This is a genomic window from Paenibacillus soyae (genome assembly GCF_024623455.1).
Lineage (GTDB): Bacteria > Bacillota > Bacilli > Paenibacillales > Paenibacillaceae > Pristimantibacillus > Pristimantibacillus soyae.
Map to the genome: position 1 here is coordinate 40324 of NZ_JANIPJ010000006.1, position 13207 is coordinate 53530.

The window sequence follows — 13207 nt, forward strand, 5'->3', positions numbered from 1 at the left end:
CTGGGTATGTTCACTCTCTCTTACCATTTAATCTCTTATCCGCACGACCACTTTTCCCTTCGCTCGGCTTTCTTCCACATGCCGAATGGCTTCCGCTGTATCCTGGAACGAGTAAATGCGATCAATAAACGGTTTGATTCCTCCAGCTTCAACGAGCTCTTTCAATCGGATGAGATCCTCTTGTTTCACGCTTGCGGCAATAAAATCAATTTGCTTATCGAACATGGAGAAAAACATAGCCTGAAAGATTCGCGACACCTCCCCGCCCGCGATCACATATTTTCCGTTTGGTCTCAATAGGCGTTTGTGGTCCCTGATTGGGCGGAAAGCCGCCGTGTCAAAGATCAGGTCAAACCGCTCCTGCAGTTCGGCAATATCCACATTCGCGTAATCCACAACTTGATCGGCACCCATTGACCGAACCGCATCTATCTTTGATGAGCTGCAGATTCCCGTAACTTCGGCGCCGTAGAACTTCGCGATCTGAACCGCATAGGATCCGACACCGCCCGCAGCGCCCTTTATCATCACCTTCTGCCCCGCTCGCAAGTGCCCCTTATCGCAAAGACCTTGCAAAGCAGTTAACGCCGCCATAGGTATAGACGCCGCTTCCAAGAAGGTCGACCCTGCCGGCTTCAGCGCCAAATTCCGCTCTGCCCCGCACACATATTCCGCGAAACAACCAAAGCCTACTTCACCGAACACCTCGTCTCCGGGGCGAAATTGCTTCACGAGTCTCCCTACCGCTTCGACTCTGCCGGATACGTCCGCTCCAAGAATCGGGTGCTTGGGCTTCAACATCCCCCCTCCCAAGCGTATGAACGCTGGATTAGCACGCAGATGCCTCCAGTCATACGCGTTCACGGAAGCCGCAAATACTTGGATCAGATGTTGCCTCCATCGAAAACCAAACACCTCCAACGCTGTTGGGTTGCCCAACAGTGATGGAGGTGTTTTCCATTGCTATCGATGGTCAAACAACGGGAGCTTCCATACCCATTGCGGCCCATTCCTCTTTGGCAGGACCATAAACTCCGGGCACCGTTAGACCTGCTTGCCGCATCAAGACGGTCATTTGACCGCGATGATGAACCTCATGCATCAGGAGAGCGCTTAATGTATATCCGTTTTTCCAGTTCTCGCCAAACATGTTAACCTCCTGCTGCAACGATTCGTCCGTCCATTGGGTACGGATCGCGTCCAACATCGATTGGACGGTTGTCCGGTAGGCTGCGGCAATTTCGGCGGCCGAAGCAGGCGGCTCGGAATACACATTCGGCGCATTGAACTGCAGCCCTGTGCGGTGAAGCATATCGGGAATCGTAGTCACGATATGCCAGGCCAGTCTTCCAAGCGTCCGGTAACCGGGCAACACCTCCTGATGTAGAGATGCGTCGGTCAAGAGGTTCAGCAGCTTCTGCGTGCCCTCCGCTTCGTAAGTGTAATCGGCTATAAAGCTTTGTAACGATGTGTACATCATGACAGCCTCCTTGTAGTTTCTTTAGTCCTGGGCACTGCCCGGCAACTATAGTATGAAGGAGGTCCACTGACAACGTATTGTCAGCAGAAATGTGCACTATCAAATTACTGATATAATTCAAAAACCCGTCTGGCTTGGCCGCTGATTTCATCGGCGAGAGACTTCGGCTCCAGAACGCACAGATCCGGCCCGTAACTAAGCAGCATTCCATAGAGCCAGTTATCTGCCGGAAGCTCCGCCCTGACCAGCAGCGCTCCGTCCTCCGCCTCCGTCATTTGCTCCGAGCCGAAGCACTCTTCGACACGTACTCTAACTCTCGGATGAAAACGAAGCACCATTGTAATATAGGTTTCGGGGTGTCGCCATTTCCATCTATCATCCAGATCCTCCAGACGCTCCTTCCGGCGCGGGAATACTTCCATATCTCTACGAAGCTCCCGGATGCGGGACAGCTTGAATGTCCGGCAATCCTGTCTTAGCCGGCAGTAGGCGTATAAGTACCATGCGCTTCCTTTCCAGGCGAGCCCTATCGGCTCAACGACTCTCTCCCCCGTGCCTCCTTCGGAATTGGAATAGGTCAGCCAAACGACGTTCCTGTTCTTGGCCGCCAGGCGAAGCTCGGCCAGCTTGTCCTTGTCCGCCTCCACCCTACACCACGGGCTTAGGCCTATAAGAAGCTGCTCCCCCGCTTCTTCTATTCGATGCTGCTCGTTTTTGGCCATCAACGCGTTGATCTTGGTCAGCAGCTGATCCGTTTGCCCATCCTGCAGGGTCGACTTCATGCCTTTGAGGGCCGTCACTATTGAGGTTAAGTCATCGAAGGTTACGATCTGTCTTTCGATGCGAAACTCGTCCATTATCTCGTAGCCGCCGTCCGCCCCCGCATAAGATGCAATGGGGATTCCCGCGGCGTTGACTGCCTCGATATCCCTATAAATCGTGCGAAGCGAGACCTCAAACCGGTCGGCTAGCTCTTGGGCTCCCACTCTCTTGCGGCTGAGCAGAAGCATGGTGATACCCAGCAATCGTTGGAGCTTCAATGAAAGGGACCTCCCAGGCTTTTTCATTATTTTACCAAAGGCATTGTGCAGCATAAAGGTTTTTCATGCTTTCTGAAAAATTAACTGTTGACCTTCACATTAGCGTGAACCTTTACACTAGCATTAGAAAGTCGTCAACAAACATTTGAACCAAGGAGGAACAAGGACATGAGAAATTATAAAGGTAAGAAGGCTGTTATAACCGGCGGTACGCACGGTATGGGATTGGCTGTAGCCCAATCCTTGCTGGCGGGAGGCGCGGAAGTCATAGTGACAGGAAGCAATCCGAAAAATGTGGAAAAAGCGAAAATCGAACTGGGAGAACGGGCGCACGTCATTCTATCTGATGCGTCGCTTATCGCGGATATTGACGCATTAGGAGCATACGCCGCCGAACGGTTCGGTGAGATCGACTTCGTCCATATCAATGCAGGCATCGCAATGCTCGAACCATTCACGGTAGTGACTGAAAACTCTTACGACAAAACCTTTGGCGTAAATACGAAGGGGGCATTCTTTACGGTTCAGCGTCTGGCTCCGTTGATTCGGGAAGGCGGATCAATCGTATTTACGTCATCCGTGGCAGATGAAGGCGGCACACCGGGAATGAGCGTTTATAGCGCTTCGAAAGCTGCGCTCCGTTCGTTTGCTTCAGGTTTCGCGGCAGAACTGCTGCCTCGAGGCATACGCGTCAATGTGGTCAGCCCCGGTTTCATCAAAACGCCGACGATGGGAGTGGCAGGGTTCTCGGAATCAGAACGAATCGCCTTTGAGGAGCTTGGCGACCAAGCTACGCCAATGAAGCGTCACGGCTCGCCGGAGGAGGTGGCCAAGGCCGTACTGTTTCTCGCCTTTGATGCCACCTTCACTACAGGGGCAAAGTTGTCCGTAGACGGCGGTCTGGGTCAGGGCCTTTCCGTTGAATAATGAACGGCGGGGCCGAACTTAAGCTAGACGGAGATTTGCTGCAGCTTTTTGCTGGCAGCCGTCAGTGCAACCTGCCGCTCCAGCAGTCGCCTTAATTGCAGCATGGAGTCGATCTGACTCTGTACCTTCCGCAGTTTTTCTTCATAGATTTCCTGCATTTCTTCGCAGTATTCGTAATCGTCCGGCGAGGCGACCTCGCACTGGAACAAGCTCCGTATTTCATCCGTCGTGAATCCCAGCTTCAAATAGAGCTGTATCGATCGGACCCGATCGACGGATGATTCATGGAACTCCCGATAGTCGTTGTCGAGTCTATCTGCCGTGAGCAGACCTTTTTCTTCATAATGTCGTATGGCGCGCGCGCTGACATTTGTCATACGGGACAATTCGCTTATTTTCATTTTTGAGGAGCCTCCTCGTACGCGTTTATTCCAATTATATGTATTTGTGCCACGGAAAGAAATCATTCGTTATTTATGGAGGAGAAAACATGAACGATCTACTACCGATAACCGTTTTGGGGCTTGGAAATATGGGACGCTCTCTGGCGGCTGCCTATCTGGCGGCCGGGCATCCCGTGACCGTCTGGAATCGATCTGCGGACAAAGCCGACCAGCTTGCCCGAAGCGGGGCGGTTCGAGCCGAGACAGCAGCCAAGGCCATTGCGGCAAGCGGTATGATTGTGGTCTGCTTGTCGACATATGAAGCTGTAAGAAGCACGATTATGCCCTTGGAGACAGAGCTCGCCGGCCGCGTCATCATAAACTTGACCACCGGGACGCCGGATGAAGCGCGCCAACTGGATACGTGGGCCAAAGAGAAAGGCATCGGTTATTTGGATGGGGCGATCATGGCGGTTCCCCCCATGATCGGAAGTCCTGAAGCGCTTATCCTTTATGGCGGAAAGAAAGAACTCTTCGAAGAATATCAGCCGGTGTTGCAAGTCATGGGGGGAGGAACGACCTATCTGAGCGAAGATACGGGTGTGGCGCTGCTCTATGATTTGGCCATGCTTACGATGTTGTACGGAGCTTGGTACAGTTATTTTCACGCTCATGCGCTGCTGCGAACGGCTAATATTTCCGCGGAGATGTTCTTGCCCTATACGACTAACTGGCTTCAGCACTTGATTGTGCCCTCGCTGACAAGTCCGGAAGCCGCCCGCATTCTGGATGAAGGGGATTATACCACAGCCGTGTCCAACATGACGATCAACAAGCTTGGGCTGGATAACATCGTCAAGAGCAGCCGGGAATTGGGCGTCCCAGCCGATTGGCTGCTCCCCATACAAGCCGTCGCCGATCAGATGGTAGCCAAAGGTTACGGAAATGACGGCTTCGAGCGCGTGTTCGAATCGATGATCAACTAACGCCCAGCTAACTTGAGTATTTCAAGCTATCGTATATAATTATCTCTACTATCAGAAACATAAACTTGTGTATAACGAACTCGGAGCCTAATGATCGGTTCTATACAGAATGTCGAGGTGAATGTTAATGAGTACATGTAATGTGGACCATACGAATCAAGAAGTTTTTGATAAATTGCAGAGTCAACAAGAATTCCTCACTTCATCCCTTTTTGAGCAAATAAGCTTATATTTGCAAAGCAATCCCGGCCAGGATGATCTCAACGCATTATTTCATCTCCTGAAGAAATATGACCTAATCTCAAGCGAAGAGCAGGAAATTAGAAACCGCAGCATGATCGAGTTGTTGTCGAGTCAACAATAAAAGTTAACTTATTATCGCAATCTATGATAAGCTGTGATGCCTCCGGCTGATATAATGTAGAAAATATTAGAGGAGGCATCACCATCATGGCCAATGGACGGTGCCGGTCTTCCCGTTTCAGGATCGGAAGTTTTGAGAAGCCTCCAAACGCTTTCAGATCGAACGTATGCCTTTAAAAACTTGGGTGACTAATTGCTCTACATAGTTTTTATCGATCGGATCCCCCGTAACCAGTAAGCGGTAGAAAATCGGACCGTAAATGAGATCTGTGCATAAGGCGATATCGAGATTCTCCTCCAGCTCTCCACGTTGAAGCCCCCGATTCAATATATGTTGAACCTCCAGCCGGCGAGGCTGAATATAGCGGGTCCGAAATGCCTCGGCCAATGCTGAATCAGCCTGCCCTTCTCCTATAATCTCCAGAAAAATGGACCCCTCGCGGCTTATCATAAACCCGGCCATATTCGCGGCATGTTCAAGGATATCTTGAAACACCGAACCGGAATCCGGCACGGGCAATCTTGCAGTCGCAGCAGATAGAAAACCATCCATCACCACGGCAGCCTTATTGGGCCACCATTTATAGATCGTGGCTTTGCTTACTTGAGCACGATCGGCGATTTTCTCCACGGTAACCGCTCCAAAGCCGCTCTCCAACAATAATTCATAAGAAGCAGCAAGTATGGAGCTTTGCGTTTCTATATTGCGCGGACGCCCTCTTTTTCCCTGCACATGAATCCTCCTTCGTCAAGATCCGCTTTTTCCAAATAAACCATACGTTTAGTATACAAAATAAATCGATGTATAAATAGCCTATTTACAAAACGATACGTACAGTATATTATTTCAAATATGATTTATAAAACTAAACGTTTAGTATTTAATTGGAGGTGGATATGTGTGGCTAGTGAACAAGGTAAACAAGACAACCGTATCTCAAGATGGACGATGTTTCTGTTGGCAGCCGCGTGCGGACTCATCGTTGCCAATCTTTATTACGCGCAACCTCTCGTAGGGCCTATTAGCCTGGCAACTGGCCTTACTGCTTCAACGGCGGGATTAATTGTTACAGTGACCCAAATCGGTTATGTAGCCGGACTGCTGTTCGTCGTACCGCTAAGCGACATGATTGAAAATCGGCGACTCACGAAAATATTGCTCATGGTTGCAATTGGAGCATTGTTAACTGCCGGACTCGCACCTCATGCGCCATTGTTTTTTATCGCATCTTTTTTCATTGGCATTGCATCGGTAGTAGCCCAGATCCTGGTCCCATTCGCCGCCTATTTAGCGTCCGAAGATCAGCGCGGCCGCGTTGTCGGCAATGTGATGAGCGGCCTCCTGCTCGGTATTATGTTCGCCCGGCCGGTAGCAAGCTTTGTAACCAGTCTCTGGGATTGGAGAGCTATTTTTATTTTGTCTGCCATCGTTATTTCTTTATTAACTGCCGTGCTATCCTTTGCGCTTCCGGTTCGCAAGCCATTTCCGGTCGTACGCTACGAGAAATTAATTCTTTCTTTAGGCGCCATCTTGTATCAGACTCCTTCGTTACGACGTCGCGCGCTCTATCAAGCTTGTTTATTTGGCGCTTTCAGTTTATTTTGGACTGTTGTTCCCTTGCATTTAGCGGATCATTTCGGATTATCCCAAATAGGTATTGCTTGGTTTGCTCTAGTTGGCGTAGGCGGCGCGATAGCTGCACCGATTGCCGGAAGATTGGCGGATAAAGGCTGGAGTAATGCGTTAACGGGAATAGCCATAATTGTAGCCGCATTGTCTTTTTTGCTCATCCATCTGTTCCAAGGCTCTTCAACCTTCGTTCTGATTCTTTTCTTTGTTTCGGCTATTACGCTTGACATGGCTGTATCGGGGAATCTTGTAATTAGTCAACGTACGATTTATTCATTGGGAAGTGAAGCGAGAGGACGCCTGAATGGACTCTTCATGGCCATATTCTTCGTAGGCGGAGCCATCGGTTCATCTTTGGGAGGCTGGTCTTATACCCAGGGAGGATGGGGCCTAACCTCTCTTATCGGAACGATCTTGCCGCTCTTGGCTCTGGTGTACTTTCTAACCGAAAAAAGAACAATCGAACATGTTGAACATAGAAGTCATGGTCATTAATGAGACCCTGGGGTTGCAATAAATAGACATGCGAAAAAACCTCTTCTCCCGAATCGGGGGAAGAGGTTTTCGCATGGGTACTCACGCCCTATCCCTTCACGCTGCCCAGCACGAGACCGCTCGTGAAGTACTTCTGCAAGAACGGATAGATCAACATAATCGGAATGGCCGCCAGGAACAACTGGGCGGCGCGGCCGGTGCGCACGTTCATCATCGCAAGCAGCTGCGTATAGTCTCGCCCGGCTTTCATCATAAGCTGCTCGAAGCTCAGCAGCAGCGTCTGCAGATAGCTCTGCAGCGGATAATTCGACGTATTGTTCATGTAGATAATGCCGTCGAACCACGAGTTCCAATGCCCGACGATGCTGAACAAGCCGACCGTCGCAAGCGCGGGCTTAAGCAGCGGAAGCAAGATTCGGACCAGAATCTGCATGGCACCCGCTCCGTCGATCGTTGCGGACTCTTCGATCTCTTCCGGCAAGCCGCGGAGGAAGTTCATCAGTATAATCATGCTGAAGACGGGCAGCGCTCCCGGCAGAATAAGCGACCAGATCGAGTCGATAAGCCCGGTCTTGACGACAATCAGGTAGCTGGGAATGAGTCCGCCGTTGAACAGCATCGTAATGACGAAGAACAACATGTAAATATTGCGTCCCGACACCTTATCCTTTGTCTTGGACAGCGGGTAAGCGGTCAGCACCATCAATACGAGGTTGACGATCGTGCCGATCGCGACGCGCTGCACCGAGATCCATAGAGATTGAAGGAAATCGCCGCCTTCCAGCGCGAATTCATAGGCAGATGTCGTGAAATCGACCGGCCAGAACGCGACGTCCCCGGCGGATACGGCCGCGCTTCCGCTGAATGACACGGCCAGCAAATTCACGAACGGAAGGACGCACAAGAGCGACGTCAAGAGCAGGAACGTATAGTTGAACGCATGGAATAGCTTGCGCCCGGTGCTGTTTTCATAGGCCATGCTCAACGCCTCCTTAGAAAATACGATAACCGGCAACTTTGTTCGCGAGCACGTAAGACAAGGCGACCATGATGCACGAGACGACCGATTTGAACAAGCCGACCGCGGTGGCGATGGAATACTGCGCCTGCTGAATGCCTAACCGGTAGACGTAGGTATCGATGATGTCTCCCGTCTCGTAGACGACGGGGGAATACAAGTTGAAGATTTGATCGAAGCCGGCGTTCAGGACGTTGCCGAGCGACAGCACGGACATTAATACGATCGTCGGCGCCAGCAGCGGCAGCGTAATGTAGATCGTCTGCTTCCAACGATTCGCGCCGTCGATCAAGGCCGCCTCGTAGAGACCGGGATCGATGCTTGTCAGCGCCGCCAAGTAGACGACCGTGCCGAAGCCGAAGCCTTTCCACACGTCGGTGACGATCATCGTCCACGGGAAGATGGACGGACTGCCCAGGAACGAAACCGGTTCGATGCCGAATACGCCCAGCAGCGTGTTGACGAAGCCATCGGATCCGAGAATATCGATCAGAATGCCGGCCATAATGACCCAGGACAAGAAGTTCGGGATATAGACCAGCGTCTGGAACGTTCGTTTGAATAGGGACCGCGCGACTTCGTTCAGAAGAAGGGCGAAGAAGACGGGAACCACGATCCCTAGTGCGATCTTGAAGAACGACATATAAAGCGTGTTCCAGATCGTGCGGAGAAAATTCGGCTGATTGAACACGTGCTGGAAGTTTTCCATGCCCGCCCAAGGCGACTGGAAGCCCATGCCCGGATTGTAATCCTGAAAAGCGATGATCAGCCCATAGAAGGGCAAGTAACTGAAAATAAAGGTGAGGATGACGCCGGGGACCAGCATCAAATGATACGATTTCTGCCTTTTTAATTTGGCCAGCATGCCGTTCCTCCGTTCCATACCGGTTTACGCGGGAGGAGGCCAGCTTCCCGCCTCTCCCGCGCGCGATTGATCCGATTGTTAGTTGCCGCCGTACATCTCGTTGACCGCTTGAGTCGCGGCGTCGCCTCCGGCCGATCGCCAGTTCGCCACGATCGTGTCGAAGTAGTCGATATTTTCGGCGCCCATAATGATTTTCGTAAAACCTTCCGTCAGAATGTCGTCGAGAGTAGAGCCGTGATCCGCGAGCTCCTCCGGCGGCGCGCCCCAAAGCGCGGTCTCTATATACTGCTTGTTGTCGATGATTTCCTTGGAGAGACCGTAAGCATTCTTCGGCGAGCCTTGCTGCAAGTAGTCTCCGGTCGCGGCCGGCGTGCCGTTCTTCTTGAATTCCACGCTATTGTTGTACTTCTGCCACATGCCGCTCGTCGTGAACGCGCTCGTATCACCCGAGGCCAGCGCTTCGCTGACGCGCGAGAACTGCTCGTAGTCCGTATTCGGGTTAATGATCTTGAACGCGCCGGTCACATGGGCGATATCCTTGTCGATGAAAGCGGACAACGCTTCCGGAGTTTCGCTTCCTACGCCTTCATCCAGAATATAAGCATAGAAGTTAAGCAGCTTGATCGCCGCCTCCGGGTGCTTCGACTTTTTGCTGACAACCGTATAGACGCCGTTCGCGAAGAAGATCGACTGCGTCGCGTCGCTTCCATCCGCCTTCTTGATCTTGTACGGGTAGAACACCGCGTCTTTGCCTAAGTTGGTCACGACGTCGACACCCGGGTTATAGCCCCACCATTGCCAATAAGGCTGAACGCCTACCTCTCCCGCGACCACGTTCGAGTTCATGGCGCTGAAATCCTTGACCGGAAACTCCGGATCGATAATGCCAAGCTTGTACCACTCGGCCCACGCTGCCAGCGCATCTTTCATTTCAGGTTGGACAGAGCCGTAAACGATCTTGCCGTCTTGATCCTTCAGCCACATATCCGGATGGGCGTCCCACGCGATCGCAAGGGCATTGAGGTAATCCAGGGTCTGGTCGACGGCCATGCCGTAGCCGCCGTAAGCTTCCATGAATTTGAGCGCGATATTTTTGACGTCATCGATCGATTGTGGATCGGGCAGACCCAGCTCTTCCTTCCAGTCGTTCCGGATCCAGACGAAATCCGGCTGATCGATGAAGCCCCAATGCAATTGCGGGATGCCGTACAGCTTGCCGTCCCTCTTGCCGGACTCGTAGCTGGAGCTGTCCGCTTCCATATAGCCCTTAACCCTATCGGAGGCGTACTTGTCGAACACGTCAGTCAAATCCATGATCATGTCCGCTTCGATCAGCTGCTGCAGCTGGGTGGCGTTGACGTGGAAGACGTCCGGGAGCTCGTTGGACGAGATGGCCAGGTTCAGCTTCGTATCGTATTCGTCGGTGACCCAGTCCGTCACGACCTCGATATTGAACCTTTCCTTGTAAGCGCGTGTCCAGACGTTGTTAGACATATCGTCGCCTGCCGGAAACTGAGCAGACGCGTATTCGGCCCGAACCGTATGGATCGTTACCGGTTCTTCGTACTTGCCGAACGCGTAATCAACTTCGCCGTTCTCTTTCACCGCTTGTTTGGGCTCCGCCGCAGGCGCCTCCCCGTTGTTTCCTCCGTTGCTGCAAGCCGAGAGCGCTACCAGGCAGCAAGCCATGACTGCCGCGATCCATTTTTTTCTCATATAAGTCCCCCCTCGTCGATATCATTCCTCTTCATTGTAGTTCACTCGGCAGACAGGGTATATCATCGGGTTTAACCTGTTGGTTGCCTTTATTTGACCTTCCGTCAGCATGCAACTACCAGCGGTTCGGAAGCAGTCAAAAAAATATCCGATCCCGTCAAAAAAGTGCAAGAGGAGAATAGCCGCGGCCTCCAAAACAAAAAATCTCGAGCGGCAATTCGCCGCTCGAGCTCCCCTGTTCCATTTGTAACAGTTTGCAGATGACATGACATACAGGACTGATTATCAATTAGACATGTGTCAATGTAGATAACCTTTAAATCTTGATTTAATGCCAATGCATGCTCCGCCATTTCCTCGAGCATCCGGGCATCAAATCTATTGGACTTAATTTGATAGGTAATCGTTTTCAAGAAAAACCCAAAGTGAAGATGAACAGCGCCGCTTCGGAAGGTGCCGGCGCACTCCACTAACTCCTTGCGTTGGGGATGTCATGTCCCAGCCATCGCTCTCGTAGAATAGAAGAAGGAAAACGCGAGCAGGTCAAATTGTTTTGGAGGGGTTGCAATGAAAATTACGTCCGGAAGCTTCGAAGTGGCCTATCACGGCAGAGTATTCGCCTATGAGATGAACCCGATCGAAATCGTGTTGTCGGAGGAAAACGATCCTCTTTCGTTTGTTTTTTGTATCGAATATGATCAGGAGCGGAATGATTTCACGACGGATATCAGGCTCGTTAAACATAATGAAGTACGCATTACATGCATCAACTTCCCGAGAGGCAAGCCGATCGGCAGCTCCGACATGATTCATCTTGGGGTTATGAACAACCGGAAACTTTCGCTGCGTTACGAGATTACCGTTAATTCCGATGCCTCTTCCTGGGCGCTGACCTTCACCTTTTATGCGGGAGAGGGGGTTCCGACTCATGAATAAACTCGAAATCCAGGACCCGAAGGTCGCTAGCAAAATTATAGCGGCAAATGCAGAAAGCGAGAAACGAAGAGCAGAACTCGGTTTTCTCGGTAAATTTTTCGGATCGGGCGAAAATGTTCGCCTGTATATCGTAGGCACGATCGCGTTATCCGTCCTTCTCATTGCGCTTATCTATACATTGACGCCGGAGACATACCGTTCCCCCAGCTTCGGCTTAAAGGAGATGTGGACGTTAGTCGTGCTTCCAGTCGAATCAACCATTATAGGCTACTTGATCGGATCGCGATCGAAGGAGAACGGCGGTTAGTTTAGGATGGCTGTTCTAAGAAAATCAAGTAGTAGACTGGGGTCATTGATCTAACGACGCTTAAAATTATGGAATCGTCAGCAATGGAATAATAAGCTTAAGACTGATCCATGAAATAAAGCAGCGGCAGATCAGACTGAAAAGAACTGCCGCTCTTCTTGTTAAACTAACGTTCCCAGTTAGTTGAACGCCACATTCCTAAAGACTAGGGCCAAAAAGTTTCCAATGCCCTTCGGAAACAACTTCAGCTGCTCCGTCGATCACTTTGATGGCGGTCTGATCATCAATCGCATACCCCGGCACCTGCATTCCGGCGGCCCAGCTCTCTGCAGAGGCCATTGTGTTATGCGGCAACATCTCGTGATCCAAATGCGGAAATATTGCAAAATCAACCAGTCCTAGTGCTTCATCGCCACCGCTCGGTGGAGTCCAGCCAACGAAGAATCCCCCGATGTTAGGTGCCAACACCATACTCCCGGCGCTCATTCCCACATATACTGCCTGTAACGACGGCAATAGGTCTGCCAGCCCGGATTGCCGCATCCAGTGGCACAGGTAGAGGGCATCTCCGCCCGCCACCAGCAGGACATCCGTTTCCAGAACCAGCGGCACCCAGCGATCTTCGCTGATGCTTGGCAGCGCTGTGAGCTCCAGCACGCCGATGGACTTCCAGCCTAGGTTGACCATAGGATTTTCTTCTTTTCCGCTGATGAATTCCCAGGCTTTGACGCCGGGGCCAACCCAGGGGTGTCCGTACATCGCGGTGGGGATGCACAGGGCGTTGGAGTCAGCGATCGACTTGCCTAGCATGCCAACCAGTGCGTCTTGTATGCTTTTGTTATTGATGCCTCCAGATGTAAGCAGAAATTTCATAAATTCACTCCTTTTCTTTATGTGCGTCTGATGTTTATTCCTTTAGCATCTCACGCGAGGGTGCGGACGTCTAAGTTGCTATAAAACCCAAACTGACTGAGTATCTATATAATGGATTTTAGGACATTTCAGTTCGGATTGTTTCTTACAGATTGCCAATCTAAACTCCCGTTATTTCAATAAAAAAG

Annotated in this window: 14 protein-coding genes; 5 read left to right on the plus strand and 9 right to left on the minus strand. The window is 51.2% G+C overall.

Going from position 1 to position 13207, the window contains the following annotated elements:
* Nucleotides 1–27: 27 nt before the first annotated feature.
* From NQZ67_RS10195 to NQZ67_RS10205, 3 genes are all read right to left on the minus strand, one after another.
* Nucleotides 28–915, minus strand: a complete 888-nt coding sequence (locus tag NQZ67_RS10195; protein WP_257445459.1) for an NAD(P)-dependent alcohol dehydrogenase — start codon at nucleotides 913–915, stop codon at nucleotides 28–30.
* A gap of 58 nt (nucleotides 916–973) precedes the next feature.
* On the minus strand, nucleotides 974–1477 hold the full coding sequence (locus NQZ67_RS10200; RefSeq protein WP_257445145.1) for a DinB family protein: 504 nt from the start codon (nucleotides 1475–1477) through the stop codon (nucleotides 974–976).
* A gap of 107 nt (nucleotides 1478–1584) precedes the next feature.
* Nucleotides 1585–2520, minus strand: coding sequence for a helix-turn-helix transcriptional regulator (locus tag NQZ67_RS10205; protein WP_257445147.1), 936 nt, complete (start codon nucleotides 2518–2520; stop codon nucleotides 1585–1587).
* Between the two features lie 168 nt (nucleotides 2521–2688).
* Here NQZ67_RS10205 and NQZ67_RS10210 point away from each other — a divergent pair, with 168 nt between their 5' ends.
* Entirely contained in the window at nucleotides 2689–3447 is a 759-nt protein-coding gene (locus NQZ67_RS10210; RefSeq protein WP_257445149.1) for an SDR family oxidoreductase, read from the plus strand.
* Nucleotides 3448–3470: 23 nt separating this feature from the next.
* Here the strand turns inward: NQZ67_RS10210 and NQZ67_RS10215 are convergent, their stop codons facing one another.
* A complete protein-coding gene (locus tag NQZ67_RS10215; RefSeq protein WP_257445150.1) occupies nucleotides 3471–3848 on the minus strand; it encodes a MerR family transcriptional regulator in 378 nt (125 codons plus the stop codon).
* Nucleotides 3849–3937: 89 nt separating this feature from the next.
* Between NQZ67_RS10215 and NQZ67_RS10220 the strand changes: the two genes are divergently transcribed.
* Nucleotides 3938–4816 (plus strand): NAD(P)-dependent oxidoreductase, encoded by an 879-nt coding sequence (locus NQZ67_RS10220; protein WP_257445152.1) that lies wholly within the window; start codon nucleotides 3938–3940, stop codon nucleotides 4814–4816.
* A 517-nt stretch (nucleotides 4817–5333) separates the two neighbouring features.
* Here NQZ67_RS10220 and NQZ67_RS10225 read toward each other — a convergent pair.
* Complete coding sequence (locus NQZ67_RS10225; protein ID WP_257445154.1) at nucleotides 5334–5912, minus strand: TetR/AcrR family transcriptional regulator; 579 nt, start codon at nucleotides 5910–5912, stop codon at nucleotides 5334–5336.
* Nucleotides 5913–6128: 216 nt separating this feature from the next.
* On the opposite strand from NQZ67_RS10225, the gene NQZ67_RS10230 reads away from it, so the two are divergent.
* Nucleotides 6129–7304 (plus strand): MFS transporter, encoded by a 1176-nt coding sequence (locus NQZ67_RS10230; protein WP_257445461.1) that lies wholly within the window; start codon nucleotides 6129–6131, stop codon nucleotides 7302–7304.
* A gap of 88 nt (nucleotides 7305–7392) precedes the next feature.
* On the opposite strand, the gene NQZ67_RS10235 is transcribed toward NQZ67_RS10230, so the two are convergent.
* From NQZ67_RS10235 to NQZ67_RS10245, 3 genes are all read right to left on the minus strand, one after another.
* Complete coding sequence (locus tag NQZ67_RS10235) at nucleotides 7393–8283, minus strand: carbohydrate ABC transporter permease (RefSeq protein ID WP_257445156.1); 891 nt, start codon at nucleotides 8281–8283, stop codon at nucleotides 7393–7395.
* A gap of 13 nt (nucleotides 8284–8296) precedes the next feature.
* Nucleotides 8297–9187, minus strand: coding sequence for an ABC transporter permease (locus NQZ67_RS10240; RefSeq protein WP_257445158.1), 891 nt, complete (start codon nucleotides 9185–9187; stop codon nucleotides 8297–8299).
* A 78-nt stretch (nucleotides 9188–9265) separates the two neighbouring features.
* Nucleotides 9266–10903: an extracellular solute-binding protein gene (locus NQZ67_RS10245; RefSeq protein ID WP_257445160.1), complete on the minus strand. Its 1638-nt coding sequence runs from the start codon at nucleotides 10901–10903 to the stop codon at nucleotides 9266–9268.
* Between the two features lie 567 nt (nucleotides 10904–11470).
* On the opposite strand from NQZ67_RS10245, the gene NQZ67_RS10250 reads away from it, so the two are divergent.
* Both NQZ67_RS10250 and NQZ67_RS10255 read left to right on the plus strand, forming a co-directional pair.
* Nucleotides 11471–11839, plus strand: coding sequence for a DUF6864 domain-containing function (locus NQZ67_RS10250; RefSeq protein ID WP_257445162.1), 369 nt, complete (start codon nucleotides 11471–11473; stop codon nucleotides 11837–11839).
* Entirely contained in the window at nucleotides 11832–12146 is a 315-nt protein-coding gene (locus NQZ67_RS10255) for a hypothetical protein (RefSeq protein ID WP_257445163.1), read from the plus strand. Before NQZ67_RS10250 ends, NQZ67_RS10255 begins: the two co-directional genes overlap by 8 nt.
* 198 nt (nucleotides 12147–12344) lie before the next feature.
* Here the strand turns inward: NQZ67_RS10255 and NQZ67_RS10260 are convergent, their stop codons facing one another.
* Entirely contained in the window at nucleotides 12345–13019 is a 675-nt protein-coding gene (locus tag NQZ67_RS10260) for a Type 1 glutamine amidotransferase-like domain-containing protein (protein WP_257445164.1), read from the minus strand.
* Between the last annotated feature and the right edge of the window lie 188 nt (nucleotides 13020–13207).

Bases quoted from the DNA above. Each gene is read 5' to 3' on its own strand.
- NQZ67_RS10235 (WP_257445156.1), bottom strand. From the start codon at position 8,283: ATGGCCTATGAAAACAGCACCGGGCGCAAGCTATTCCATGCGTTCAAC.
- NQZ67_RS10260 (WP_257445164.1), bottom strand. From the start codon at position 13,019: ATGAAATTTCTGCTTACATCTGGAGGCATCAATAACAAAAGCATACAA.
- NQZ67_RS10255 (WP_257445163.1), top strand. From the start codon at position 11,832: ATGAATAAACTCGAAATCCAGGACCCGAAGGTCGCTAGCAAAATTATA.
- NQZ67_RS10230 (WP_257445461.1), top strand. From the start codon at position 6,129: ATGTTTCTGTTGGCAGCCGCGTGCGGACTCATCGTTGCCAATCTTTAT.
- NQZ67_RS10240 (WP_257445158.1), bottom strand. From the start codon at position 9,187: ATGCTGGCCAAATTAAAAAGGCAGAAATCGTATCATTTGATGCTGGTC.
- NQZ67_RS10200 (WP_257445145.1), bottom strand. From the start codon at position 1,477: ATGTACACATCGTTACAAAGCTTTATAGCCGATTACACTTACGAAGCG.
- NQZ67_RS10215 (WP_257445150.1), bottom strand. From the start codon at position 3,848: ATGAAAATAAGCGAATTGTCCCGTATGACAAATGTCAGCGCGCGCGCC.
- NQZ67_RS10220 (WP_257445152.1), top strand. From the start codon at position 3,938: ATGAACGATCTACTACCGATAACCGTTTTGGGGCTTGGAAATATGGGA.
- NQZ67_RS10250 (WP_257445162.1), top strand. From the start codon at position 11,471: ATGAAAATTACGTCCGGAAGCTTCGAAGTGGCCTATCACGGCAGAGTA.
- NQZ67_RS10245 (WP_257445160.1), bottom strand. From the start codon at position 10,903: ATGAGAAAAAAATGGATCGCGGCAGTCATGGCTTGCTGCCTGGTAGCG.
- NQZ67_RS10210 (WP_257445149.1), top strand. From the start codon at position 2,689: ATGAGAAATTATAAAGGTAAGAAGGCTGTTATAACCGGCGGTACGCAC.